Origin of the sequence: Nocardia sp. NPDC006044, assembly GCF_042871115.1 — a bacterium.
Taxonomy (GTDB): Bacteria; Actinomycetota; Actinomycetes; order Mycobacteriales; family Mycobacteriaceae; genus Nocardia.
In genome coordinates, this window is record NZ_JBIAID010000002.1 from 149,434 (window position 1) to 174,785 (window position 25,352).

The window sequence follows — 25,352 nt, forward strand, 5'->3', positions numbered from 1 at the left end:
ATGCCGGTACGCAGGCAGAGCGGGCGTACCAGCAGGCCCACGCGGCAGGCCGCCCGGCGCATCCTCGTGGTTACCGAGGGAACGCGGACGGAACCCCAGTACGTCGAGGGACTGAACAGCTATCTGCGCAGCCGGGGTGCGACTGCTGTCGTGAAATCAGTCCCCGTCGGCAAAGACCCGGTGAAGGTAGTCCGGAAGGGCATCGAGATTCGCGACAATGCGGCGAGCAATGAGAAGAACTACGACGTGTGCGTCTGTCTCGTCGATGTCGACCAGCACCAGGCGTTGCCGGCTGCCTGCCAACTTGCCGCACGCGAGTCGATCCTGCTGCTTGTCTCGAACCTCAAATTCGAGACTTGGCTGCGGTGGCACGTCGAGGACAAGCACTCTGCGCTGAGCACCACGCAGCTCGACGACCTCACTGCGAAGCTTGGACTGGTCACGAAAAAGATGCTCGCACCGACTTTCCCGTTCCACGCCGTACACAGCGCATGTGAGATCGCTCGCCGAGTGGACCCCAACCTGGCGGCCAGCAGAATAGGCCCCGATCCCTCCTCGGCAATGCCGGTCCTCGTGGATCTCATGCTTGGGCGATGAGACCTGACGAGACGGACTGCTAGACGTTGAAACGGAATTCGACTACGTCGCCGTCTGCCATGACGTAGTCCTTACCTTCCATCCGCACCTTGCCCGCAGCCTTGGCCGCCGCCATGGAACCGTGTTCGACCAGGTCGTCGAAGGCGACGATTTCGGCTTTGATGAAGCCGCGTTCGAAGTCGGTGTGGATGACGCCGGCGGCTTTGGGGGCGGTGTCGCCCTGGTGGATTGTCCAGGCGCGGGATTCTTTCGGGCCTGCGGTGAGGTAGGTCTGGAGGCCGAGGGTGTGGAAGCCGGTGCGGGCCAGGGCGTTCAGGCCGGGTTCGGTCTGGCCGATGGATTCGAGGAGTTCGAGGGCGGATTCGTCGTCGAGTTCGAGGAGTTCGGCTTCGACCTTGGCGTCGAGGAAGACGGCGTCGGCGGGAGCTACGGCGGCCTTCAGCTCGGCGATCTTCGCGTCGTCGGTGAGGACGGACTCGTCGGCGTTGAAGACGTAGAGGAAGGGCTTGGTGGTGAGCAGCGAAAGCTCTTTCAGCAGTTCGCCGTCCAGCTTGGCGCGCGCGGAGTAGAGGGTCTGGCCGCTGTCGAGGACCGCGTTGGCGGCGACGGCCGCGTCGAGCAGGGGCTTACGGTCCTTCTTGATCCTGGCTTCTTTTTCCAGCCGCGGGATCGCCTTCTCCAGGGTCTGCAGGTCGGCGATGATCAGCTCGGTCTCGATCACCTCGATGTCGGCGAGCGGGTCGACGCGGCCGTCGACGTGCACCACGTCATCGTCGGCGAAGACGCGCACGACCTGGCAGATGGCGTCGGCTTCGCGGATGTTGGCGAGGAACTTGTTGCCGAGACCGGCACCCTCGGACGCGCCCTTGACGATGCCGGCGATGTCGACGAAGGACACCACGGCGGGCAGGATTTTCGCCGAACCGAAGATCTCCGCGAGCTTGTTCAACCGCGGATCGGGCAGCGGGACCACGCCGACGTTCGGCTCGATGGTCGCGAACGGGTAGTTCGCGGCCAGCACGTCGTTCTTGGTCAGCGCGTTGAAAAGCGTCGACTTTCCGACGTTGGGCAGGCCGACGATTCCGAGGGTGAGACTCACGAGAAGAGGAGTCTACGCGGCAGGCGCGAGCCACCGACCCGCGCCTGCCCCACCGGTGATCAGGGGATAAGCACGACCTTGCCGAGATTGCCGCGGTCCTCGATCAGCGCGTGCGCCTCGGCGACGTCGTCGAGCGCGAATTCGGCGTGCACGACCGGCCGCAGCTGATCCGACGCGACGTACTGCCACAGCTCCTGCCGCCACTGGTCGAGCAGGTCCGGCTGGCGCTGCGCGATGCGCGCGATCTGGAACCCGATCACCGACTTGGCCCCGACGAGCAGGTCGTAGGCCTGGATGGTCCCGCCGCCGGAGCTGTAGGCGACGAGCCGGCCGCCGGGAGCGAGCGCGGCGATGGCCGGCCCGAGCAGATCGCCGCCCACCGCGTCGAGCGCGTAGTCGACGGGCTGACCCCACGACTCCTGCCCGTACTCGATCACCTCGTCGGCGCCGAGCCCGCGCACGAACTCCGCCTTGACCTGATCCGAGACCGCACCGACGACCCGGGACGCGCCGCGCACCCGAGCCAGCTGCACCGCGAGATGCCCGATACCGCTGGCCGCCGCCGTGACCAGCACGGACTCGCCTTCGAGCGGGTTCGCCGCAGCTAGCGCGCCGAGCGCGACCAACCCGCTGCGCACCAGCGCGACCGCATCCACCGCCGACGCCCCGTCCGGAATCGGCGACGCCATCGCGACCGAGAGCAGCGCGTATTCGGCGTATCCGTGCCCGAACACCAGACCGGTCACCCGATATCCCGGCGCGTAGCCGGTGACACCGTCGCCGACCGCGACCACCTCACCCGCGACCTCACCGCCGAGCGGGATCGGTTCGCGCTGCTCGCGTACCTTCCGCACCATCGGCAGGGTCACCCCGATCGCCTCGACCCGGACCAGGAGTTCACCCGGGCCCGGCGTCGGCACCTCGGCCGACCCGATCTCGAGCACTTCAGGACCACCGCTGCGCTCGTATTGGACCCGCCGCATCACACCTCCAGAAAACATGGGAAAGACGACACGGTAACCAGACCTCGGTGTGCGCTCATACCCAATTTCGGGTCCGAGTGCTCCATCTCACCGCGCTTGCGGTCGCCGCCGGGCGGCGTAGCGTGACCTGCATGGAGCCGATCACCGAGGTGGTGACAGCGCGGCCGGCGCCCATGCTCACGCCGTTCATCGATCACTATCGCGGCTACCGCATGACGGGTTATGCCGCCGGGTTGCATCGCGGTCTGCCCTCTGCGCACATGACCTTCATCATCAGCATCGGCCCGACGATCGACGTTGTGGCGCAAACGGATCCGAGTCAAGCCCCGCAGGAATACCGCTGCTCGGTGAGTGGGCTGCAGGCGAACACGGCGTTGATCTCGCATACCGGGCACCAGGAGGGCGTCTCGGTCGCGCTGACCCCGCTCGGCAGCCGTGCGCTGTTCGGGGTGCCGGCCGCGGCGCTGTGGGACACGTCGGTGGAGTTCGCCGACGTGGTCGGCCCGGTCGGGCGCGAGCTGTGGGAGCGGTTGCAGGAACCGCTGAGCTGGCCGGAGCGCTTCGCCGTGGTCGACCGGATCCTGACCCGGATCGCTTACCCCGAGCGCGTGGTCGCACCGGAACTGACCTGGGCGTGGCGCACGCTGGTCGACTCCGGCGGCACCGTGTCGATCGGGTCGCTGGTCGAGGAGATCGGCTGGAGCAGACAGCACCTCGCTCGCCGGTTCGGCACCGAGTTCGGGCTGGGCCCGAAGCTCGCGGCGCGCATCACCCGCTTCGAACGAGCGCGGCGCATGCTGGAGCGGACCCCCTCGTTCATCACCATCGCGCAGGTCGCGGCCAGCTGCGGCTACTACGACCAGGCGCACTTGAATCGCGACTTCGCCGAGCTGGCCGGGACCAGCCCGACGGTCTGGCTGAGCGAGGAGATTCCATCCGTCCAAGACACCGAACGGTCCGCCGGGCGACGCTGAGCGCATGACGAATCCAACCCCCACCGACATCACCACCCGCACCGCCGTCTGGCCCGCGCTGACCTTCCGCGACGCCAAGGCCATGTCCAAGTTCCTGGTCGACGCCTTCGGCTTCCAAGAGACCGCGATGTACACCCGCGAGGACGACCCGTCGATCGTCGTGCACGCCGAACTGCGCTGGCCGCTCGGCGGCGGCGTGATGTTCGGCTCGGCGTGTAAGGACGAGAGCGAGTTCGGCAAGCGCGTGCCCGGCAACGACTCGACCTACGTGGTCTGCGAAGACCCGGACGCCCTGCTCGAGCGCGCGACGGCCGCCGGAGCCGAGGTGCTGCGCGGACTGCGCGACGAAGACTACGGTTCGCGCGGCTTCACCGTCCGCGATCCCGAGGGCAACCTCTGGAGTTTCGGCACCTACTGGGGCGAGTAGCCCGGACGACGGGGAGCACTGCGTAAGTTCACCGGGGACTGCGGCCCGGCGGCACCGAGTGTCGTTGGGCCGCTGGGTCATTCACCGTCCGCCGAGGCCGGACATGGCGATGCCGCGAATGAACGCGCGTTGCGCGATCCCGTACACCACGAGCAGCGGCAGCAGAATGACGATCGAGGTCGCCAGCAGAATCGGCCACTGGGTGTAGTACTGCCCTTGCAGACGCACCAAACCCAGTGTGACGGTGGCTATCTCGTTACGCTGGATCATCACCAGCGGCCACAGGAAGTCGTTCCAGACGGTGATCCAGGTGAGCACACCGAGCACCATCAGGGCAGGCCGGGTGTTCGGCAGCAGGACGCGCCAGTAGACCTGCCAGGTAGAGCAGCCGTCGAGAATGGCCGCCTCCTCCAATTCCATGGGCAGCGTGTAGAAGAACTGCCGCATCAGATAGGTGCCGAAGGCGCCGCCGAACAGTCCGGGCACGATCATCGCCCACGGCGTGTCCACCCAGCCGAACGTCCGCATCAACAGGAACTGCGGGATCACCGTGACGGTCAAGGGCACCATGAGCGTGCCGAGGTAGGCGACGAACAGCATCTCACGGCCGCGAAACCGTAAGCGCGCGAACGCATACCCGGCCAGCGAGCAGAAGAAGACCTGCCCCGCGGTGACGCACGCCGCGTACACCACGGTGTTGAGCAGCATCCGCCACAGCGGCAACAGCTCGAATACCTTGCCGTAGTTGGACCATTGCGGGCTGGCCGGCAGCAGGGCTCGATCGGCGATCTCCCCCTCCCGCTTCAGCGATCCGGACGCTGCCCACAGAATCGGCGCCAGCGCGCACCAAGCGATCCCGATCAGCACCGCGTAGATCCCCACCCCATGTACCGTCCGGCGCATGATCGCCTTGTCCGCGTTCACAGATCGACGGCCTCCCGTCGGGCAAACCGCAGCTGTATCACCGTGAGCACCAGCAGAATCGCGAAGATCACCCACGCCAACGCCGACGCGTACCCGACCTCGTAGAACCCGAAGGCGTTCTGGAACAACATGATTCCCAACAGATAGGTGCCGGTGTCCGGCCCCCCGTTGCTCCCGGTCAGCGCATACACCTGATCGAACGCCTGCATCGAATTGATGACCGTGATCACGAACACGAAGGACAACGGTCCCCGGATCAACGGCAGCGTGATCGCCGAAAACCGCCGCAGCGCACCGGCTCCGTCGAGCTTCGCCGCCTCGTACAGCGGCTCCGGCACCCCCTGCATCGCGGCCAGCAGAATGACGGTCGCGAACGGCACGCTCTTCCACACGGTGACCACGCTCAGCGATATCAGCGCCAGATCCGGATCGGTCAACCAGGGCACCGGCCCCCACCCGAACCAGCCGAGCCCGATATTGAGCATCCCGTCCTCGGTGAAGATGAACCGCCACACCACCGCCATCGCCACCGTGGACGCGACCAGCGGCAGGAACGCCACCGTCCGAAACAGCCCGATGCCGGCCACCTTCCGGTTCAACGCCGCGGCGATCCCCAGCCCGATCACCACCGTCGGCACCAGCGTCAGCACGGTGAACACCGCGCTGTTGCGTAACGCGATGAGAAACAACGGATCCGACCCGAACAGCCGCCGATAATTGTCCAGCCCGACGAACCGCATCGGCCGGAACAGGTCCCATGCGTGAAAGCTCAGATACAGCGAGAATCCCAGCGGAAACAACAGGAACACCACCACCGCAGCGACATTCGGCGCGATGAACATCCACCCGGCCCGCTCCCGTGCGCGCGCGAGCTGGGTACCCCTCACGAGGACTCCAGGAGAGCATTCAGGTCGGCGGTGAACTGCCCGTCGAAGGAGGCGGCCGTCGCGGCACCCCGGAGAACCCGGTTGAACCCGCGCTCGAGCAGTGCGGAGACCTTCCCCCAGGCCGGTGTCACCGGAAGCGGACGCGAGCTGTCCGGTCCCTCGGTGAACACCGCCAGATTGTGGATATCCCGATGTGCCGCAGCGAATCCGGGCGAGCCCATCGCGGACTTCAACACCGGCACGAACAACCCGGACGCGGCGACGATCGCCTGCCCCACCGGTCCGGTAGCGAATTTGACGAATTCCCAGGCCTGTTCGATCCGCGGGCTACCCGCCGCGATGGACAACCCGGTGCTGCCGACATCGGTGATCGATCCGGGCCCACCGTGCGGTCCCACCGGCAATACCGTGACGTCGATCGAAAGCCCTTCCTGCCCGGCGAATTCGGAATACAGCCAATGCCCGCCGAGCACCATCGCGGCGCGCCCGCCCCGGAACAGATCCGGCGCCGAGACCGACAGCTGATCGGCGACTCGCGGCGCCACCCGATGCCGCACCGCGAGATCCGCATAGAACTGAAAGCCCGCGGCAAACCGAGGATCACCGAGGTTGGCCCTGGCCGGCGCCACCGGCGGCGTGAACCACTCCGCCCCGTTGTTCATGCCGAAGCAGGCCGCCGAGTAATACGGCACCCATGCATCCGCAAACCCCCATTGCCGCCCACGGGTGAGTGTGCGAGCGGCGTCCAGGAATTCGTCGAACGACCACGCGTCCCGCCAGCGCGCCGGCGGCGTCAGCCCGGCCGCCGCGAACAACTCCCGGTTGTAATAGAGGAACACCCCGGACCACTGCTCGGGCAGCGCGTACTGCCCACCGCCATAGGTGAACGTGTCGTACAACGCCGGATAACTGTCCCGCCGCAACATCTCCGCGTACGCGGGCTCCCGATCGAGCAGCGTGCGCAGATCGAGCAGCACCCCGCGCTCGGCCAGCCCGGAGTAGAGCAGTTCCCACGCCATGACGACGTCCGGGCATCGCCCGCCCGCACAGTAGGTGAGCAGCTGCTGCTGCGGATCCGGCCCGGACATGATGGTGCGAATCCTGATGTCGGGGTGCCGCTTCTGGAACTCGTCGATGATGGTCAGCCGCACCCGCGCCTCTTCCGGCCTGGCCTGGAAGAAGAAGGTCAGCGCGTCGTCGGGTGATCCACATCCGGTCGCGCTCAGCAGCGGCGCGGCCAAGGCCGAGCCGAGCAGGGTGCGACGGCGGACCGGTGACACGAGCTCCTCCACGGCGGGCGGGTGGTTCCGGGAATCTCGGCATCAGAAACGTCAGCGTGTAGGACCGATCGGCGGACGTCGGAGCCAGCATGGCAGCATACGGATGGCAACATCGCCGGGCGAGGGAACACGCCCACCCGCACCGGCGAACTCCGGCGATCGTGAACAACGATCGACCGGGCGACCGACGCCGCGCGGGCCACCCGTACCCGCCGCGTGCCCGGATCGAGCCCGCTCGTACGAAGACACAGGACTCGTCGAAGCGGCGCGCGCGATCCGTATCGCAATGTTCAGACTTCACTAAGTCCGGCTCATTCGCGCTTCAGTTCAGCTACGTTGTGAACGTTTCAGCAAGTCCAGCTCTATCACGGGAGAGTAGTTCGCATGGCGACCATCGAATACCTCCGGACTGATCCCGACCTCCCTCCCGTGGGTGTCGTGGACCGTTCGCCTATCACCCCTGCCAAGAAGGGCATCTTCGCCGCCATCGCGGTCGTCGGCGCGATCGCCTGGGCGGTCCTCGCCATCTCGCGCGGCGAGTCGGTCAACGCGGTCTGGATCGTGGTCGCTGCCGTGGCCACCTATGTATTGGCCTACCAGTTCTATTCGAGACTCATCGAATACAAGATCGTCAAGCCGCGCGACGATCAAGCCACCCCGGCCGAGATCCTGGAGAACGGCAAGGATTACATGCCGATGGACCGGCGGGTGCTGTTCGGGCACCACTTCGCCGCCATCGCCGGCGCGGGCCCGCTCGTCGGCCCCGTTCTCGCCGCCCAGATGGGCTACCTCCCGGGCGTGCTGTGGATCGTGATCGGCGTGGTGTTCGCCGGCGCGGTGCAGGACTACCTGGTGCTGTGGGCCTCGACCCGCCGCCGTGGTCGCAGTCTCGGTCAGATGGCCCGCGACGAGCTCGGCGCGGTCGGCGGCGTGGCCGCGATCATCGCCGTGCTGGTGATCATGATGATCCTGCTCGCGGTGCTCGGCATCGTCGTGGTGAACGCGCTGGCCGCGACCCCGGGCAAGGACGGGACGTTGCAGGGCGGCAGCCCGTGGGGCGTGTTCTCCATCTCGATGACCATCCCGATCGCCTTGTTCATGGGCGTCTACCTGCGCTACTTCCGGCCGGGCAAGGTCGGCGAGGTGTCCGTCATCGGCTTCGCGCTGCTGCTGCTGGCCATCATCTCCGGTAACTGGGTGGCCGGATCCGGTTGGGGCCAGGACCTGTTCACCCTGTCCGGCACCACCATCGCGTGGGGTCTGATCATTTACGGCTTCGTGGCCTCGGTGCTGCCGGTATGGCTGCTGCTCGCGCCGCGCGACTACCTGTCCACCTTCATGAAGATCGGCACCATCGTCCTGCTGGCGGTCGGCGTCCTGATCACCATGCCGGTGCTGAAGGCCCCGGCCGTCTCGGAGTTCGCGAGCTCGGGCAAGGGCCCGGCGTTCGCCGGCAGCCTGTTCCCGTTCCTGTTCATCACCATCGCCTGCGGCGCGCTGTCCGGATTCCACTCGCTGGTCTCCTCCGGCACCACGCCGAAGCTGCTGGAGAAGCAGTCGCAGGCCAGGATGATCGGCTACGCGGGCATGCTGATGGAGTCGTTCGTCGCGGTGATGGCGATCATCACCGCGAGCATCATCGACCAGCACCTGTACTTCGCCATGAACGCGAGCGCCGGCCTCACCGGCGGCACCGCGGAGAAGGCGGCCGCCTACACCAATAGCCTTGGCCTGAGCGGGAATCCGATCACCCCGGCGGAGCTGACCCAGGCGGCCAAGGACGTCGGCGAGACCAGCATCGTCTCGCGGACCGGCGGCGCGCCGACGCTGGCCGTCGGCATGTCCGAGGTGCTGCACCGGTTCCTCGGCGGCTCCGGGCTCAAGTCGTTCTGGTACCACTTCGCGATCATGTTCGAGGCGCTGTTCATCCTCACCACGATCGACGCGGGTACCCGGGTCGCGCGCTTCATGCTGTCGGACTCGCTGGGCAACCTCGGCGGCCCCGCCAAGAAGTTCAAGGATCCGTCCTGGCGTCCGGGCGCCTGGCTCTGCTCGGCGATCGTGGTCGCCGCGTGGGGTTCGGTGCTGCTGATGGGCGTCACCGATCCGCTCGGCGGCATCTACACGCTGTATCCGCTGTTCGGCATCTCCAACCAGCTGCTCGCCGCGATCGCGCTCACCGTCGTGCTGACCATCGTGATCAAGAAGGGCCTGATCAAGTGGGCCTGGATTCCGGCGATCCCGCTGATCTGGGACCTCACCGTGACGATGACGGCGTCCTGGCAGAAGATCTTCTCCGCCGATCCGAGCATCGGTTACTGGAAGCAGCACAGCAACTACGTCGCCGCGGTGGACGCGGGCAAGATCTTGGCGCCCGCGAAAACGGCCGCCGACATGGACAAGGTCGTGCGCAACACCTTCATCCAGGGCAGCCTGTCCATCATCTTCGCGGTGCTGGTGCTGGTCGTGGCCGTCGTCGGACTATGGGTCTGCGTGCGCGCCTGGCGCGCGGGCGGCGGACCGGACAGTGAGTCGCCGGACGAGCCGTCGAAGATCTTCGCGCCGAAGTCCTTCCTGGCGACCTCGACGGAGAAGGAGGTGCAGCGGGAATGGAACGCCCTGATCGAATCGGGGAAGGTCCGAGCACCGGGCGCCGCGCAGACGAAAGTGACGCATTGACCGTGCGCGTGGCTCCGCAGGGCAGTCGACCGGCTGCCCTGCGGAGCCTGCGGGCCGCTGGAAGTTCTTGTGCGACAGCGGTTCGCGCCGCCGGCTGGTGGTTCAACTCGATCCTCGGCGGCCAGGACTATCAACGGTACGTGGACCATCTGACCCGCAACCATCCCGGCTGCGCGGTGCCGACGGAACGCGAATACTGGCGCACCCGGCACGCGGACGCGGACAACAACCCGACGAACCGCTGCTGCTGAGGCCCGGCGGAGCGACGCGATGAGGGCGACGCTCCGCCGGTCCCGGCCGGGCTGATCTGCGCGTTCATCGCGCGACCCGCCCGTGCGCGAACATCTCCGGCGGTGATGGCAGATTCCCGCTAGCGGAGTATGCCCTTACCTGACATTGTGGTTGACGTGACGATCACGGCGTTTGATTTCGAGCGGTGCTATCGGGCGGTATCGACCAGGGACTCCCGCTTCGACGGGCAGTTCTTCACCGCGGTGCGGACCACCGGAATCTATTGCCGCCCTTCGTGTCCGGCGATCACGCCGAAACGGGCGAACGTCTCGTTCTTACCCACCGCGGCGGCGGCGCAGCAGGCAGGCTATCGGGCGTGCCGCCGCTGCCTGCCGGACGCGGCCCCCGGATCTCCGCTCTGGAACACCCGGGCCGACCTGGCCGCGCGGGCCATGCGGCTGATCGGCGACGGCGTCATCGAACGCGGCGGCGTGCCCGCGCTGGCCGCCACCCTCGGCTATTCACAGCGGCAGTTGACCCGCGTGCTCACCACCGAACTCGGCGCCGGACCGCTGGCGCTGGCCCGCGCGCACCGGGCGCACACCGCTCGACTATTGATCCAGACGACGGCAATGCCCATGTCCGACATCGCCTTCGCGGCCGGCTTCGCCAGCATCCGCCAGTTCAACGACACGGTGCGCGAGGTGTTCGCGGTCAGCCCGACCACCATGCGCACCGAGGCGCAGAAGGTGAAGTCCACGTCGAACGGGCGCCCGGCGCCGGCCGTCAACGGCAACCTCAGCCTGCGGCTGCCCTATCGCGAACCGCTGGACAAGGCCTGGCTGGAATGGTTCCTCTCGGCACACGTGGTGCCCGGCATGGAGCTGTGGGAGAACCGCGCGTACACCCGGAATCTGCGTACCCCGCACGGGCATGCGACGACCCGGCTGAGCTTTCAGCGCGACCATGTGCAGGCCGAGCTGTCGCTGCACGACATGCGCGACCTCGCCCCGACGGTGGCGCGGCTGCGGCACCTGCTCGACCTCGACGCCGACCCGATCGGCATCGACGAGGCGCTGGGAGTCGCTCCGGGACAGCCGGTTTCGACGCCGGAGCTGGCCGGGCCGGATACCACCCGGCTGCCGGACGCCGGCGCTGGATCACCCCCGGATGCCGAGACCGCGCTCGATCCCGGTGCCACGCGGCGGCCAGTGTTCTCCCCCGGTATCCGGGTGCCCGGTTGCCTCGACGGGCCGGAACTGTTGCTGCGCACGATGATCGGGCAGCAGATCTCCGTCTCGGCGGCGGCGACGCACACCGCGCGGCTGGTGGATGCGCTCGGCGACCGGGTCGACGGGCCGATTCCGCTGCTGTTCCCCACACCGGCGGTGATCGCCGAACGAGGTGCCGAGGTGCTCACCGGCCCGACGCGGCGGATCCGGTCTATCATCGGCGCGGCCGAGGCCCTCGCGAGCGGCGAACTGGCGTTGCACCAAGGGCGCACCGCCGCCGATCTGCGCCGTGACCTCTTGGCGCTGGACGGGGTCGGCCCGTGGACGGCCGACTACGTGACCATGCGGCTGCTCGCCGATCCGGACGTGCTGCTGAACACCGATCTCGTGGTTCGTCAGGGTGCGGCGGTACTCGGCATCGACCTCGCCGACACCGCGCACTGGGCGCCGTGGCGCTCGTATCTGTCCATGCACCTGTGGAAGACGGCGCTGACCGAGCGCGCAGGCCGATCCAAGACCGCCGCGGCCAAGTCCGCCTCCTCGAAAGTGAAGTCCGAAGCATGAACGCTCCCATCGCCGTTCGCCCGGCCAAGCGCCACATCGGCACGGCCACCGCGGATTTCGCGACCGTCGAGACGCCGATCGGACCGTTCACCGCCGTGATCGACGCCGATGGGGCGGTCCTCGCCTCCGGATGGACCGCCGACGTCGGCGACCTGACCCCCGTGATCCATCCGACCCTGCGCCCGGCCGAACTGCGGCAACGCGATTCACTCGGTGAGCTGACCCGGATCATCACCGCCTATCACGACGGCGACCTCACGGCGATCGATGCCGTCCCGGTTCGTCAGCAATCCGGCAAATTCCTCATGCACGCCTGGGATGTCCTGCGCAAGGTGCCGCCCGGCGCCCCGATCACCTACACCGAATACGCCGCCATCTCCGGCCGCCCCGACGCCACCCGCGCCGCCGCCAACGCATGCGCCCGGAATGCGGCGGCCCTGTTCGTCCCGTGCCACCGCATCTACCGCATCGGCGGAGCGCTCGGCGGCTTCCGCTGGGGCTTGCCGATCAAGCGCTGGTTGCTCGATCACGAGGCGTGATCGTTTCGGGCCGATTGAAGGTGACCTCCGCCCGGCCAGCGGTTTTCAGGACACCGCCGGGGTGGTGTGCTAGATAGCTGAGGTAGCTCCGCCGACGCGGAATAGCGGGGGTGGTGGCTGTGTTGAATCCCGGTGTCGGCGTCCGGACAGCCCCGGGCCTCACCCCATTTGTCGCTACGAGCGACCACCCGCCGAGAGGCGCTTGTGGGACGTCGGCACCCAGCGAATACGCCGTCGGCACACCCTGCTGGCGGCGTATTGCTATCCGTTCGGGACCCCGGTCAGCAAAGGGCGTAGGTCAGCGCACGACTAGCTGGGCCATCTACTCTGCGAACGAACCGCAGCGAGGGGCTAAGTCTTTTGGCGATCGAGTAGGGCAGCTACGAGTGCGATCAAGGTCAAGATCAGGTAGCCGACGGAGGCGATAGCGAGCGCTGCGCATTCCGCCCAGGGTGAGCACCACGATGAGCGGCAGCACAGCTTCGGCGACCGAGCCGCCGGTCAGCGCCAGTGCTCGTGCGGCCAAATAGATCCGTAGTGGTGATCGATCGGCGACAGCGGTCATGGGTGTGTCGTGTTCTCCGCCATCCCGTCATTCGACCTCGATACCGCGCTGAGTTCAACCGGCCGGTCAGGCTACGGTGGCCTCGAGGTGGGAGCCGGTGCGGCCGCGGCGGACGTGCAGGCGGCTGGGGATGCGCTGGCGCATTTCGTCGACGTGGCTGACGACGCCGACCACCCGGCCGCCGGCGCGGAGTTCGTCGAGCACGCCCATGACCGCGTCGAGGGTGTCGGCGTCGAGGCCGCCGAAGCCCTCATCGATGAAGAGGGTGTCGAGCACCAGGCCGCCGGATTCGGCCGCTACGGTGTCGGCGAGGCCGAGGGCCAATGACAGTGAGGCCATGAAGGTTTCGCCGCCGGAGAGGGTTTTGGCGGGGCGGATGGCTCCGGTGTAGTCGTCGCGGATGTCGAGGCCGAGTCCGCCGCGGCGGCCACGCGGGCCCGCCTTGTCGGAGTGGACGAATTCGTAACGGCCGCCGGACATCCGGCGCAGGCGCAGCGAGCCCGCTTGGGCCACCTCTTCCAGCCGCGCGGCGAGGACGTAGGAGCGCAACGACATTCGGCGGTTGTTCTCGCCACGGCCCGCGACGACCTCGGCGAGGCCGGCCAGCTCGTCGTGGGTGCGTTGCAGCGGGGCGATTCGATCGACTGCGGCCCAGAGTTGGCCGCCGAGGTCTTCGAGGAGGCCGACTCGCCTGGTCGCTTCGGCGTGTGCGGCTACGGCGGCGTTCAGCTGCTGCTGCGCCGCGGCGACCGCGGACTCGAGCTCGGTCAGGTCGCCGGGTTCGAGCGAGGCCGCAGCCTGGATTTCCGGTTCCGCGAGAACGGCTTCCGCGTGCGCGCGGACTCGGTCCGCGTTGGTGAGTTCGGCTTCGATCTCGGCCTGGCGTTGTGCGGTGCGGCTCGCCGCGGTGACTACGCGCGCGTAGGCGGTGAGCCGCGCGACGACGTCCTGGGGTGCTGCCGATGCACACGACGGAGATGCCGTTGCCGAATCGTCGGCGGGCGATGTGACTGCCTGGTCGGCAGTCGATGTATCCGTGTTGTCAGTGGTCAAGGTGGCCGAGCCGACGGGCGCTGTGGCCACGTCATCGGCGGCCGCTGTGGCTACGTCATCGGCGTGCACAGAAGTCGCATCGGCAGACGTCACCGCAACCGCGTTGTCAGCGGTCACCGCAACCACGTCGTCGGCGGTCACGGTAGCCATGCCGTCGGGGTGCAGCGTTGCCGGATCACTCGATGCGGCGTTTGCTGCACCTGCGGCGTTGTGCACCCCTTGGGTATCGGCCGTCGCCGCGGCGACTCGTTGACGACCGAGTTCACCCTCAGGTATGAAACCTGCGGCGTGGGCGAGATTTTCGACGCGGTCGGCGATGACGGCCACCTGCTCGCGGGCTGCTGCGGCGTCGGCGCGGGCGTCGCGCAGGGTGGTGGCGTCGGCGACGAGAGCGGTGAGGCGGGCGTAGCGGCGTTCGATGGTCTCGTCGTTGCCTGCTGCGGCGCGGAGCCGGTCGTTGAGTTCGGCGAGCCGGGTGGTGGCGGCGGCCACGTTCGCGGCGACTGTGCTTCGGCGCGAATCGGATTCGCGGAGTTCGTCGTGCAGTCGGGACTCGTCGGTGCGCAGGCGGGTGAGTTCGGCGGTGAGGCCGTCGACCAAGGCGGCCAGCTCGGCGGTGTCCTCGTAGCGGTCGGTGGCGGCGCGCAGGGCGGCGGCCAGTTCGACCCGGTCGGCGTCGCCGCCGCGGGCGGTGAGCGCTTCGATCTCGCGCTCCAGCGTGGTGATCCGGGCCTGCACGCGGTCGCGCGCGTCCTCGGCGGCGCGCTCGGCGGTCATCGCGGCCTCTTCGGCGTCCTTCGACACGGCGGTGGCGGCGGGGCGGGCGGGCGCGGGGTGGTCGGCGGAGCCGCACACCGTGCAGGGCAGGCCGTCGGCGAGACCGGCGGCCAATTCGGCGGCCATGCCGGCCAGCCTGCGCTCGCGCAGATCGAGGACACGCTCCTTGGCGTCGTTGTGGGCGGCGCGAGCCGACTCGAACTCGACTCGGGCGTGGTCCAAACCTGTTTTGCGGGAAGCGAGTTCGACCGCGGCCGCGGCGGCGGTCTGCAAACGCTCGCATTCGGCCGTCAGGGTCGGCAGTGTGGCAGCGGCGTTCGTCGCCTCCCGCAAACGAGCCTCGAGCGTGGCGAGCGAACCCGGAAGTTGTTCACGCAGCCGGGTCAGCTTCGTCACCTGGGTGTTGAGTGCCGCGTCTTCGTCGCGCAGCCCCGCGAGTTCCCGGGTCAGCCGGGTCGCCGCGGTCGCATCGGCGCGGACCTCGTCCAGTCCGCCGATCTGCGCGCTCCACCGTCGAATCGCCGCGTCGATATCGGCGTCGTCCCTGATCACCGCTGGATCTGCGGACTGCGCCGACGTCACCTGCACCAACTCGGCACCGCCGAGGTCGGTGCCGCCGGGCTCGAGCAGGCGCGCGGCTAATGTGCTACTGGCACTGACCGTTTCCGCATCACGGCGACGCATCTGCATGACGGCGTCGCGCGCCTCGTCGATGGCCGCGGCGACTGGTTCGGCACGGCGGGCCAGTTCGAGTTCGGCGTGCAACGCGGTGCGGTGATCCGTGGCCGCGGTGTAGTCGTCGAGTTGCTTGCGGGCGGCCGACATTCGGCGGCGGAGATCGTGCAGGCGACGCTGTTCCTCGGCGAGCGCCCGCACCCGGCCCGACTCCTGTTGGCGGCGTTCGGCTTCCGTCGCCGCGGTGGTCAGATCGGTGCGCGCGGTGGCGAGCAGCTCCTGCGACCAGCCGACCGCCTCCAGCGGCCCGAGGGTCTCGGCCGCGCCCGTCCCGGCCGCGACACCCACCTGCGCGATCAGCCGGTCGATGCCCTGCTTGCGGGCGTCGAGGTCGGCGGTGGAGGCTCGGCGCTTGTCCGCGAGCCACTGTTCGGCGCTGCCGAATCGTTCTGTGTCGAAAAGCTTTTCGAGCAGCTTCTCCCGGTCTTCGTTGTCCGCCCGCAGGAATCGGGCGAAATCGCCCTGCGGCAGCAGCACCACCTGGAAGAACTGCTCGGCGCTCATGCCGAGCAGCCGGATGACCTCGTCGCCGATATCGGGTATGCGGGAAAGGTTTTCGCCGCGGCCGTCCAGCCAGGCCAGCGTCGCCTTGGCGGGGTCGGTGCGCATGCCGGTGCCGCGCAGCTTCGGGCGTTCGAATTCGGGAATGCGGGTCAACCGCACGCGGCGCCCGCCGAGGGTCGCCTCCAGGATCACCTGCGGCGGAGTCTGTTCCGCCGCGTGGTCGGAGTGCAGCCGCTTGCTCTCGTTGCGCGCGCCGGGGACCCTGCCGTAGAGGGCGAACGCGATCGCGTCGAGCACGGTGGTCTTGCCCGCGCCGGTCTGACCGTGCAGCAGGAACAGCCCGTCGGCGCCGAGCGCGTCGAAGTCGACGACCGTGGTCTCGGCGAACGGGCCGAACGCGGTCATCTCCAGCCGGTGCAGCCTCATGCAGCCGCACCACCGCGGGCGCTGGTGCTCGGCAGCAAGGGGCGAGCGGCGGGCCGCGCGCTCACGCCGAGAGTTCCGCGGCCGAGTCGGCGGTCAGCGCGTGCTCCGGTTCCGCGACGGCGGCGGCGAGTGCGCGCTCCAGCCAGGCCATTTCGCCCTTGCTGGGCTCGCCGCGGACGTCGGTGAGAAAGCTCTGCGCTACTTCGGTGTCGCGGCGACCGTGCACCCGCTCACGGTAGCGCAGCTCCGGGTTGCCCTCCGGGCGCACCCACTCGACGTGGACCGCGTGCGGGAAGCGTTCGCGCAGCTTACGCATCGCGTCGACGGGGCGGGTCGAGTCGGTGAGCACCGCGGACACGTAGTGCTCCTCGGCGGGCGCGTGACCTGCGTCGGTGAGCAGGTCGTCGAGGGTTCCGGTCAGTTTGGTCAGCCCGCGGACCACGGGGAGGTCGCGGCGCTCGACCGAATGCAATCCGCCGGCCTCTAGTTCGATGAGCCACACCGCTTTACGGTGCGAGCTCTCCGCGAACGAGTACGGCAGCGGAGAGCCGCAGTAGCGCACGGACTCCGACAGTGTCTGCGGGGAATGCAGGTGGCCGAGGGCGACGTAGTCGATGCCGTCGAAGGCCGACATCGGTACCGTCTCCACGCCGCCGACCGAGATCGAGCGTTCCGAGCCGGTCGCCTCGCCGCCGACTACGAAGGCGTGCGCGAGCACCACGGTGCGGATCCCGTCGCGCTGGGCGATGTCGGCGCGGATCCGGGCCATCGCGGCGGCCAGGATGTCGGCGTGCGAACGCGCCTGCGGCACACCGAGTTCGGCGCGGGTTATGTCGGGCTCCAGGTACGGTATGCCGTAGAAGGCAACGGCGCCGTGCTCGTCGTCGAGCAGAACCGGCCGGTCGGCCTCGGCGACGGTGGTGCGCAGATACAACCCGCCCGCCGCCGCGAAGCTCGCGCCGGCGCCTAGTCGCGCGGGTGAATCGTGGTTGCCGGAGGTGGCGACGATGCGGGCGCCGGCCGCGCGGATGGCCTCGAAACCGCGGTTGCACACCGCGATCGCATCGGCGCTCGGGATGGACCGGTCGTACACGTCGCCGGGCAGCACCACCACGTCGACCGACTCCGCGGCCACCAGCTCCGCGATCGCGGTCAGTGAACGCGCCTGGTCGGCAAGCAGATCGACCCCGTGGAACGTGCGCCCGATGTGCCAGTCCGAGGTGTGCAGCATCCGCATCCGCGAAACCGTAGGCCACCGCACCGACACAATTCAATTGCCGAACCCCTCGTGTCGGATAGCCGCCCGCTCGTGCGGCGTGTCCGCGGTGATTCATCCGGCACTCCGAGGGCTACTCCACGAGGCGTGCGCGCTCTGTGTGGTCGACGCGCGCTCGGCCGATCTGCTGACGCACAGCCCAACCGCGAGTGCGGTTTTCGACGCCGCGGCACGCAGCGAGGCGGACCGCGCGTGACCGGATCCGTGGCGGCCGGGCGACGCGCGTCACGAATTCAGTTGCCGCGTCATGACCGGCTTCGCCGCGCGGCGGCGTATGTATGGCTTGACCGTTGCGTTTGCCGACACGGCGCTGCGTAATTGCCGACCGCCGCGTACTTGTCGGTGGCGTGCGGCACTATCGGCGCTATGACCGCACCGATGCTCGTCGCACTGATGCTGGTGTTCGCCGCCGGGGTAGGGATCGGCTGGCTCGGCCATGCCGCGCGGGCGGGGCAGCGGGCGGCACAGGCGGAGGCGAGACTCGCGGCGGCGACGGACAACGAGCACCTGTTGCGGCAGTCGCTCACCGCGGCGAACGAGGATGCGGCGCGCAGGCATTCGCATGCGATCGGCGCGATGGTCGACCCGCTGCGCGATGCGGTCGGCGCGCTGAACCAGCACATCCAGCAGGTCGAACATCATCGGATCAACGCGTATTCGAGTCTGCGCGAACAGGTCGCGGGGATGCAGCGCACCTCGCTGCAGCTGACCAGCCAGACGAGTCAGCTGGTCGCGGCGTTGCGCGCGCCGCAGGTGCGCGGGCGGTGGGGCGAGATCCAGTTGGAACGGGTGGTCGAGCTGGCGGGGATGACCCGGCACGTCGACTTCGACACGCAGGTGACCCGTGCGGCGCGCGGGGACGGCGATGGCGACCGGACCGGCAACGTCCGGCCCGACCTGGTGGTGAAGCTGTCCGGCGGCAGGCACATCGTGGTGGACGCCAAGGTGCCGTTCAGTGCCTATCTGGACGCCAGCATGGTCGATGATCCGGACCTGCGCGCCGAACATCTGATCCGGCACGCGAAACACCTGCGCGGGCACATCGACCAGCTGGCCGACAAGGCGTACTGGGCCGCGTTCGATCCGGCGCCGGAATTCGTGGTGCTGTTCGTGCCCGGCGATCCGTTCCTGGACGCGGCGCTGACCACGGACTCCGGGCTGCTGGAGTACGCGTTCGGCCGCAACGTGATCCTCGCGACGCCGACCACGTTGATCGCGTTGCTGCGCACGGTCGCGTTCGGCTGGCGGCAGGAGGCGCTGTCCCGGGACATGGCGACCGTGCAGCACTTGGGCAAGGAGTTGTACGCGCGACTCGGCATGACCGGCAGGCATCTGGACCGGCTCGGCGCGCAACTCGGCAAGGCGGTCGACGCCTACAACTACACCGTGGCCTCGGTGGAATCGCGGGTCATGGTCACCGCGCGGAAACTGCACGACCTGGAAATCGCGGAACAGGAGGTGCCGGCCATCCAGCGGGTTGATTCCTGGCCACGCGCGGTGGGCTTCGCCGACGCCGACGATTAGCCGGGACAACCGCCGTGCCATAACGCCGTCCGAGGCGGCGAAGGTTAGTGTTCATAATGTGGCTGCTTCCCAACGTGTGCGAACCCGGGTGCCCGCGCCGCAACGCTCGATACTGCCGACGGTCCCGGGAATCCCGGTGGGCGCGGCGGTCCTGATCGCGGTTGCCTGCACGTTTCTGGGTTTCTTGATCGATGCGAACGGCGACAGTACCGATCTGACCGGTACCTTCGCCGCGCTGTACGTCGTCGGTTGTGTCGCAGCCGTACTGACGGTCCGCTATCGCGGGCTGTTCACCACCATGGTGCTGCCGCCACTGCTGCTGTTCATCGCGGTTCCGCTGGCCTACAAGGTGCTGACCGCGGTGGCCATGACCTCGATCACCGAGGTCCTGCTGAAGCTGGCGGTGCCGCTGGTCGAACGGTTCCCCACCATGTTCGTCGCCACCGCGCTGGTGCTGCTGATCGGCGGGGCACGCATCCTGATGCAGCGCCGCGGTGAGCCCGCCGACCGTGGCACCGAGTCCAAGCGCGGCGACAGCTGGGGCCGGACCGCCACCAAGCGCCCGCGCAGCGGACGGGCGGCCGGCGCCTCCGGTCTCGCCGACTCGGCCCGCCGCCGCACCCGCCGTCCTAAAGACGATCCGGACGATCTCGACGACATCGAAGACGCCCCACGCCCGTCCCGGCGCTCCGCCGCCTCGGTCGCCGACGCCCCGCCGCGGGTGGCCACACCGGCCCGCCCGCGCGAGGGCCGCCCCGCCCCACGCACCGGCCCCCGCCCCGCCGCAGCCGCACCACGCACGGACCCCGAACCACCCCGCGGCAATCCCCCACGCCGCCGCAGCGACCTGCCGCCCCCACACCCCCAGCCCAATGTCCGCTACCGCGAACGCGATTCGAGCCGCACCGACCGCCGCAGACCGGAAAACCTGTAGGTCGTCAGTCACGCAGTGGTGCCGGCGAATGACACGGTCTGCCCGCGCTCGATCGCCGGTTCATCGCCTCGCCGAGCCTCACGGCACCTGCACCGCACGACAGCGTCCTCGACATGCCTGCGGCATTCGATATGCCTGCGGCATCAGTGACAACGCATCACCCTTGTCGACCTGCCGCAACTGCAGCGCTACGGCTCGATGCCGGGTCACGAAACTGGGACACGACACCGAAGCGCGACAGTGAGGCGGCATGACGTCAGGCGCGACGTCGGGGCATGAGGCCCGGGGCCACGAGGCACCGAGGGATGACGCCGAAGCATGACGCTGGGGCACGACGCCCGAAGCAGAACAAACACTGAGGCGATATGACGTGAGGCGCAACGTCAAGGCCGATGCCCGGGACACGACACCGAACCATGACACTGAGGCACAACGCCAAAGCACAACACTGAGGCGACATGACATGCGACGTCGGGCCGACGCCCGGGACACGACATCGAAGCACGACACTGAGAGACGACGCCAAAGCACGACATTGCGGCGACATGACATCAGACGCGACGCCCTGGGCACGACGCTGGGGCACGCCGCCGACGACGGCATCGCACTTGGGGCCGACCGACGGGAACGGTCCTGAGCCCCGATCGCGACGGGCAGGTGTTCAGCAGTAGTCATCGAGTCGAGTCAAAAGGTCGCGAGTTGATCTCCCAAAGCGACCTTTTGACTCGACTCAACAGGCCAACAACCTTTTGACTCGACTCGATGAAGAAAGATCTCGAGAACAGCACCACAGCCAGTCCCCACCCCGCCAACCCTCACCTCCACCGACCCAAGCCGCGGGAGAGAAGGCCGGGGACCCCACCTGACGTGCTCAGCACTATCCGGGCATCCCCTCTGCCAGGCCCCAAACCCCGCAGACCGGTCACCCCGGGACATCTCTGAACCCACCGCACCGAAACAGGGACACTGCCGCACCCTGAGGGATGTGCACCTACCCCGTGCGGACCTCCCCGCTCGTCCCGTGTGTACTTGCCCAGTGAAGCTGAAGACCTACCCTGGTTTTCACTGCAGTAGTGCTGGGCACGTCGCCTGCCGTACCCGGCTTTAGGCGCATGTCAGGATGGGCGGCGTCGGGTTCCGGCGTGGTCATCTGGCTGTGGTTGCGTCACGGAATTCTTCGGAGGGCTGGCCTGGTGCTCGAAAGCTGAAAACCTGCGCGGGTTTTGCCTGAAGTGGTGCTGGGCGCGTCGTCTGCCAGTGCCGGTCTACATCCGCGATAAGGGCGCGCAACCTCGGGTTCCATCGTGTCCGTCTGCTGTGGTGGTGTTGTCGAGGGTTGTTCGCACAGCTGCTTCGTTCTTCGCATACCTGTTGCCGGGTTGAGGGGTATGCGGAAGGTGAAACGGGTGTGGGAGGTCGGCCCTATCTGTCGCTTGGTCTGCGGGGCTGTGGGTCTCGTCGTGGCACCTCAGCCTCCTGCGGTGAGCCTTCATGCGAAGCGTCCCAAACTCGTTCCGAACTCCGGCTCGAGATCCGCCACGCTTTACCGCCCGTTCTCAGTGCGGATCCCGAGAGCGGGCGTGGATTGAGCAATCCGCGCGGCCTCTGAGGGCTGTGCACGATTTCGATGAGGCACTCGCCCCCATCGCGTCCGCGCAGACGCTATCCGTGGAGTGCGCAGTCCGGCCTACCCGAAGATCCGCACTGCCCTAGAGATCCGCACCAAGATAGTTACCTCAATCGGGTGCCGATCCCGGGAAGAGCGCGGATTGTGCGGTGTACGTGCCGCTTTCGAACTTGCATATCTTTACCGGCTCGCAGTCCGGCCCACCCGAAGGTCCGCACTGCCGCTAGGTCCTACACTGCCGCCGGGAACCCACACCGAAATAGGACCCCAGAGCGAGTCCCGTGAACATGCGGGCTTGCGGCGCGCACGAAATCGCTGACTGTTCAGGTGCCGAGCGGAGAGGCGCGGGAAACCCGCGCGCCGATTTACCGCGCGCGAGTGGTGCGCAGTTCGCGGGGCAGGGCGAAGACCAGGGTTTCGTTGGCGGTGGTGACCGGCTGGACGTCGGCGAAGCCGTGTTCTTCGAGCATGTCCAGGACGCCGCGGACCAGGATCTCGGGGACCGAGGCGCCGGAGGTGATGCCGACCGTGCGGACATCGGTGAGCCAGGCGGGGTCCACCTCGCGGGCGTAGTCGACCAGGTAGGAGGCCTTGGCGCCGGCGTTGAGGGCGACCTCGACCAAGCGGACCGAGTTCGAGGAGTTGCGCGAGCCGACGACGATCACCAGATCGCATTCGGGGGCCATCGCCTTGACCGCGACCTGACGGTTCTGGGTGGCGTAGCAGATGTCGTCGCTCGGCGGATCTTGCAGCTTGGGGAAGCGCTCGCGCAGCCGCTGCACCGTCTCCATCGTCTCGTCGACGCTGAGCGTGGTCTGTGAGAGCCAAATCACTTTCGACTCGTCGCGGACGGTGACCTTGTCCACCGAGGTCGGGCCGTCCACCAGCTGCACGTGGTCGGGCGCCTCGCCCGCGGTGCCCTCGACCTCTTCGTGGCCTTCGTGGCCGATCAGCAGGATGTCGTAGTCGTCGCGAGCGAAGCGCTTGGCCTCCTGGTGCACCTTCGTGACCAGCGGGCAGGTCGCGTCGATGGTGTGCAGGTTGCGCGCCGCGGCGGAGGTGTGCACGGCCGGGGAGACGCCGTGCGCGGAGAACACCACGACCGAGCCCTCGGGCACCTCGTCGGTCTCGTCGACGAAGATGACGCCCTGCTCACGCAGGGTTTCCACGACGTGGCGGTTGTGCACGATCTCCTTGCGCACGTAGATCGGCGCACCGTGCTTTTCCAGCGTCTTCTCCACGGTTTCCACCGCTCGGTCCACGCCGGCGCAGTACCCACGCGGCTCCGCGAGCAGCACCCGCTTGCCGCCGACGGTATCGGCGGTTCCGGCACCCGCTGAGCGGGCGATTCCGACGTTCAAGGGTATGGCCGTGGACATGCCGACAGCTTACGTGCGTGCACCGACTCCGTGCCGTCCGGGCGCTGCGGGCGAACTCGGCGCGCGGCGGCGAGGCGTACTCTGCGCACGCGGCCGGATGCGCCAGAATCACTCCCGTGAGCCCCGACCTTTGCATAGCACACCATTTCGGGCAGGCTAGGACCATGTTTCGACCACCGTTCCTGGCCCGGGTAGCCGCCGGGGCCGCCGTATACGCCATTGAGGAAACTCGCAGGCTACCCACGGCCGCAATGAATTTGCCGATCACCGCCATCAGCCAGATGCTGCAGACGACCATGCACGTCCAGCAGTTCGTGACCAGTCTCGCGCTCAAGGGCGACGCGGTCTTCGATCGATTGGGCAACGCTCCGGAGGAACAGCCGGAGTGGGCCACCTTCGACGAGGACCTCGACAGCGAGCAATCCTTCAGCGGTACCGCGGCGCGCACCAGCCGCTTCGATCTCTACGCCGCCGACGAACCCGAACCGCCCTCGACCACCCAGGAGACCCCGGCCGGGCGTAACGGTCACCCGGTCGACTTCGTCGCCGAGCCGGAATCCGCTGAGCCGGCACCGGAACTGGAGATCGTCCGCGCGGAGGACCCCGCGCCGGCGATCAGCGAGCCGGAAGTAGCCACCCGCTACGACTACGCCAACATGACCCTCGCGCAGCTGCGTGCCCGCCTGCGTATGCTGACCGTCGAAGACCTCACCGCGCTGCTGGATTACGAGCAGCAGACCCAGGACCGGGCACCGTTCGTGACCATGCTGACGAATCGGATCGCCACCGTGCGGGCCCAGTGACCGAACCCCGGACTCCGTCGACGGTTGGCCGGGCCGCCCCCGGCCAACCCGAGCAACAACCCGCCGCTCCGGCGAACTCGGCCGAGCAGCCGTATCCGGTCCGCTCCGTCGCGATCAAGGTCGCGCAGTGGATCGATCGCCTCGGCAGCATCTGGGTCGAGGGCCAGATCACCCAGATCAACCTGCGCCCGGGCACCCGCACCGCGTTCCTGGTGCTGCGCGACCCGTCCGCGGACATGTCGCTCTCGGTGACCTGTGACCCCGACCTCATCCGCAAGTCCCCCGTCCCGCTGCAGGAAGGCAGCCGGGTCGTGGTCTACGGCAAGCTGTCCTTCTTCACCGGTCGCGGCACATTGTCGTTGCGCGTCATCGAGATTCGCCCGGTCGGCATCGGCGAGCTGCTCGCCAGGATCGAGCGGCTCAAGGCGCTGCTGGCCGCGGAGGGACTCTTCGATCCACGGCTCAAGCGGCCGATCCCGTTCCTGCCCAAGACCGTCGGCCTGATCACCGGCCGCGCCAGCGCCGCCGAGCGCGACGTCCTGACCGTCGCCCGAAATCGCTGGCCCGCAGTGCGTTTCGAGATCCGCAACACCGCGGTGCAGGGACCGAGCGCGGTGCCGCAGATGCTGGAGGCGCTCGCCCAGCTCGATCGCGACCCGGCCGTCGAGGTGATCGTCCTCGCCCGCGGCGGCGGCAGCGTCGAGGATCTGCTGCCGTTCTCCGACGAGGCGCTGTGCCGCGCCATCGTCGCCGCGACCACCCCCGTCGTGAGCGCGATCGGCCACGAGCCGGACAACCCGCTCAGCGATCTGGTCGCCGACCTGCGCGCCGCCACCCCGACCGACGCCGCGAAACGCGTCGTCCCCGACGCCGCCGCGGAATTGGCCGGCGTGCACGACATGCGCGCCCGCGCCGCCGCCGCGTTGCGCGGCTGGGTCGACCGGGAAACCCGCGCGCTGACCCAGTTGCGCTCGCGGCCGGTGCTCGCCGATCCGTTGCGCGAAATCGACCGTCGCCGTGAGGAAGTCGAGCGGCTGCGCGCGTCTACCCGGCGCAGCGCCGAGCAGTTCATTCGCACCGAGGCGACCGCGACCAGGCATCTGCGGGAGAAGCTGACCGCGGTGGGCCCCGCCGCCACGCTGGCCCGTGGCTACGCTGTCGTGCAGCGCGTCGCCGGTCCCGAACGGCACGTGGTGCGCACGATCGAGGACGCGCCCGCGGGCAGCCAGCTGCGCATCCGGGTCGCCGACGGCGCGGTCACCGCGGCCGCGCTCGGCACCCAGGCGCTCGGCCCGCGATCCACCGAAGACACCGAAACCAGGAGGAGCTGACC

General features: G+C 68.4%; 19 protein-coding genes. 11 read left to right on the forward strand and 8 right to left on the reverse strand.

All coding sequences use genetic code 11. The features are described from left to right. The gene (locus tag ACFYO1_RS18255) at nucleotides 1-597 is read left to right on the forward strand and encodes an RloB family protein (RefSeq protein ID WP_387232177.1); all 597 of its coding nucleotides are present in this window, start codon (nucleotides 1-3) and stop codon (nucleotides 595-597) included. Nucleotides 598-616: 19 nt separating this feature from the next. On the opposite strand, the gene ychF is transcribed toward ACFYO1_RS18255, so the two are convergent. Further along, nucleotides 617-1,696, reverse strand: coding sequence for a redox-regulated ATPase YchF (gene ychF / locus ACFYO1_RS18260; RefSeq protein WP_387232179.1), 1,080 nt, complete (start codon nucleotides 1,694-1,696; stop codon nucleotides 617-619). Nucleotides 1,697-1,755: 59 nt separating this feature from the next. Continuing rightward, on the reverse strand, nucleotides 1,756-2,679 hold the full coding sequence (locus tag ACFYO1_RS18265) for a zinc-binding alcohol dehydrogenase family protein (RefSeq protein ID WP_387232180.1): 924 nt from the start codon (nucleotides 2,677-2,679) through the stop codon (nucleotides 1,756-1,758). A 131-nt stretch (nucleotides 2,680-2,810) separates the two neighbouring features. Here ACFYO1_RS18265 and ACFYO1_RS18270 point away from each other — a divergent pair, with 131 nt between their 5' ends. Together ACFYO1_RS18270 and ACFYO1_RS18275 are read left to right on the forward strand one after the other, a co-directional pair. Next, nucleotides 2,811-3,653, forward strand: a complete 843-nt coding sequence (locus ACFYO1_RS18270) for a helix-turn-helix domain-containing protein (protein ID WP_387232182.1) — start codon at nucleotides 2,811-2,813, stop codon at nucleotides 3,651-3,653. A 4-nt stretch (nucleotides 3,654-3,657) separates the two neighbouring features. Next, a complete protein-coding gene (locus ACFYO1_RS18275) occupies nucleotides 3,658-4,080 on the forward strand; it encodes a VOC family protein (RefSeq protein ID WP_150402270.1) in 423 nt (140 codons plus the stop codon). Nucleotides 4,081-4,161: 81 nt separating this feature from the next. On the opposite strand, the gene ACFYO1_RS18280 is transcribed toward ACFYO1_RS18275, so the two are convergent. The 3 genes from ACFYO1_RS18280 to ACFYO1_RS18290 are packed head-to-tail and all read right to left on the reverse strand — an operon-like array spanning nucleotide 4,162 to nucleotide 7,171. Continuing rightward, nucleotides 4,162-4,983 (reverse strand): carbohydrate ABC transporter permease, encoded by an 822-nt coding sequence (locus ACFYO1_RS18280; protein WP_387235201.1) that lies wholly within the window; start codon nucleotides 4,981-4,983, stop codon nucleotides 4,162-4,164. 17 nt (nucleotides 4,984-5,000) lie between these two features. After that, nucleotides 5,001-5,846, reverse strand: a complete 846-nt coding sequence (locus ACFYO1_RS18285) for a carbohydrate ABC transporter permease (protein WP_387235203.1) — start codon at nucleotides 5,844-5,846, stop codon at nucleotides 5,001-5,003. Between the two features lie 41 nt (nucleotides 5,847-5,887). Further along, nucleotides 5,888-7,171 carry an ABC transporter substrate-binding protein gene (locus ACFYO1_RS18290; RefSeq protein WP_387232185.1) on the reverse strand — a complete coding sequence of 428 codons (1,284 nt, stop codon included), beginning with the start codon at nucleotides 7,169-7,171 and terminating at the stop codon, nucleotides 5,888-5,890. 384 nt (nucleotides 7,172-7,555) lie between these two features. Here ACFYO1_RS18290 and ACFYO1_RS18295 point away from each other — a divergent pair, with 384 nt between their 5' ends. From ACFYO1_RS18295 to ACFYO1_RS18310, 4 genes are all read left to right on the forward strand, one after another. Beyond that, on the forward strand, nucleotides 7,556-9,850 hold the full coding sequence (locus ACFYO1_RS18295) for a carbon starvation CstA family protein (protein ID WP_387232187.1): 2,295 nt from the start codon (nucleotides 7,556-7,558) through the stop codon (nucleotides 9,848-9,850). A 47-nt stretch (nucleotides 9,851-9,897) separates the two neighbouring features. Further along, the gene (locus ACFYO1_RS18300) at nucleotides 9,898-10,101 is read left to right on the forward strand and encodes a YbdD/YjiX family protein (protein WP_223885122.1); all 204 of its coding nucleotides are present in this window, start codon (nucleotides 9,898-9,900) and stop codon (nucleotides 10,099-10,101) included. A 129-nt stretch (nucleotides 10,102-10,230) separates the two neighbouring features. Next, nucleotides 10,231-11,877: a DNA-3-methyladenine glycosylase 2 family protein gene (locus tag ACFYO1_RS18305; RefSeq protein WP_387232189.1), complete on the forward strand. Its 1,647-nt coding sequence runs from the start codon at nucleotides 10,231-10,233 to the stop codon at nucleotides 11,875-11,877. Beyond that, a complete protein-coding gene (locus tag ACFYO1_RS18310; RefSeq protein ID WP_387232191.1) occupies nucleotides 11,874-12,416 on the forward strand; it encodes a methylated-DNA--[protein]-cysteine S-methyltransferase in 543 nt (180 codons plus the stop codon). Before ACFYO1_RS18305 ends, ACFYO1_RS18310 begins: the two co-directional genes overlap by 4 nt. Nucleotides 12,417-13,047: 631 nt before the next feature. Here the strand turns inward: ACFYO1_RS18310 and ACFYO1_RS18315 are convergent. After that, nucleotides 13,048-16,476 carry an AAA family ATPase gene (locus tag ACFYO1_RS18315; protein ID WP_387232193.1) on the reverse strand — a complete coding sequence of 1,143 codons (3,429 nt, stop codon included), beginning with the start codon at nucleotides 16,474-16,476 and terminating at the stop codon, nucleotides 13,048-13,050. Between the two features lie 61 nt (nucleotides 16,477-16,537). After that, nucleotides 16,538-17,713, reverse strand: coding sequence for an exonuclease SbcCD subunit D (locus ACFYO1_RS18320; protein WP_387232195.1), 1,176 nt, complete (start codon nucleotides 17,711-17,713; stop codon nucleotides 16,538-16,540). Between the two features lie 405 nt (nucleotides 17,714-18,118). On the opposite strand from ACFYO1_RS18320, the gene ACFYO1_RS18325 reads away from it, so the two are divergent. Continuing rightward, nucleotides 18,119-19,276, forward strand: coding sequence for a DNA recombination protein RmuC (locus ACFYO1_RS18325; RefSeq protein ID WP_387232197.1), 1,158 nt, complete (start codon nucleotides 18,119-18,121; stop codon nucleotides 19,274-19,276). Between the two features lie 58 nt (nucleotides 19,277-19,334). Then, a complete protein-coding gene (locus tag ACFYO1_RS18330) occupies nucleotides 19,335-20,210 on the forward strand; it encodes a DUF6542 domain-containing protein (RefSeq protein ID WP_387232199.1) in 876 nt (291 codons plus the stop codon). A 1,992-nt stretch (nucleotides 20,211-22,202) separates the two neighbouring features. On the opposite strand, the gene ACFYO1_RS18335 is transcribed toward ACFYO1_RS18330, so the two are convergent. Then, entirely contained in the window at nucleotides 22,203-23,216 is a 1,014-nt protein-coding gene (locus tag ACFYO1_RS18335; RefSeq protein ID WP_387232201.1) for a 4-hydroxy-3-methylbut-2-enyl diphosphate reductase, read from the reverse strand. Nucleotides 23,217-23,380: 164 nt separating this feature from the next. Between ACFYO1_RS18335 and ACFYO1_RS18340 the strand changes: the two genes are divergently transcribed. Beyond that, nucleotides 23,381-24,019 (forward strand): lipid droplet-associated protein, encoded by a 639-nt coding sequence (locus tag ACFYO1_RS18340; RefSeq protein ID WP_387232203.1) that lies wholly within the window; start codon nucleotides 23,381-23,383, stop codon nucleotides 24,017-24,019. Further along, nucleotides 24,016-25,350, forward strand: a complete 1,335-nt coding sequence (gene xseA, locus ACFYO1_RS18345) for an exodeoxyribonuclease VII large subunit (RefSeq protein WP_387232205.1) — start codon at nucleotides 24,016-24,018, stop codon at nucleotides 25,348-25,350. Before ACFYO1_RS18340 ends, xseA begins: the two co-directional genes overlap by 4 nt. Nucleotides 25,351-25,352: the final 2 nt, after the last annotated feature.

Excerpts from the sequence above, each read along its gene's own strand:
- ACFYO1_RS18315 (WP_387232193.1), bottom strand. The coding sequence starts at position 16,476 with ATGAGGCTGCACCGGCTGGAGATGACCGCGTTCGGCCCGTTCGCCGAG.
- ACFYO1_RS18285 (WP_387235203.1), bottom strand. The coding sequence starts at position 5,846 with ATGTTCATCGCGCCGAATGTCGCTGCGGTGGTGGTGTTCCTGTTGTTT.
- ACFYO1_RS18310 (WP_387232191.1), top strand. The coding sequence starts at position 11,874 with ATGAACGCTCCCATCGCCGTTCGCCCGGCCAAGCGCCACATCGGCACG.
- ACFYO1_RS18295 (WP_387232187.1), top strand. The coding sequence starts at position 7,556 with ATGGCGACCATCGAATACCTCCGGACTGATCCCGACCTCCCTCCCGTG.
- ACFYO1_RS18340 (WP_387232203.1), top strand. The coding sequence starts at position 23,381 with ATGTTTCGACCACCGTTCCTGGCCCGGGTAGCCGCCGGGGCCGCCGTA.
- ACFYO1_RS18270 (WP_387232182.1), top strand. The coding sequence starts at position 2,811 with ATGGAGCCGATCACCGAGGTGGTGACAGCGCGGCCGGCGCCCATGCTC.
- ACFYO1_RS18305 (WP_387232189.1), top strand. The coding sequence starts at position 10,231 with ATGCCCTTACCTGACATTGTGGTTGACGTGACGATCACGGCGTTTGAT.
- ACFYO1_RS18320 (WP_387232195.1), bottom strand. The coding sequence starts at position 17,713 with ATGCGGATGCTGCACACCTCGGACTGGCACATCGGGCGCACGTTCCAC.
- ACFYO1_RS18325 (WP_387232197.1), top strand. The coding sequence starts at position 18,119 with ATGACCGCACCGATGCTCGTCGCACTGATGCTGGTGTTCGCCGCCGGG.
- ACFYO1_RS18275 (WP_150402270.1), top strand. The coding sequence starts at position 3,658 with ATGACGAATCCAACCCCCACCGACATCACCACCCGCACCGCCGTCTGG.
- ACFYO1_RS18280 (WP_387235201.1), bottom strand. The coding sequence starts at position 4,983 with ATGCGCCGGACGGTACATGGGGTGGGGATCTACGCGGTGCTGATCGGG.
- ACFYO1_RS18265 (WP_387232180.1), bottom strand. The coding sequence starts at position 2,679 with ATGCGGCGGGTCCAATACGAGCGCAGCGGTGGTCCTGAAGTGCTCGAG.
- ACFYO1_RS18255 (WP_387232177.1), top strand. The coding sequence starts at position 1 with ATGCCGGTACGCAGGCAGAGCGGGCGTACCAGCAGGCCCACGCGGCAG.
- ACFYO1_RS18335 (WP_387232201.1), bottom strand. The coding sequence starts at position 23,216 with ATGTCCACGGCCATACCCTTGAACGTCGGAATCGCCCGCTCAGCGGGT.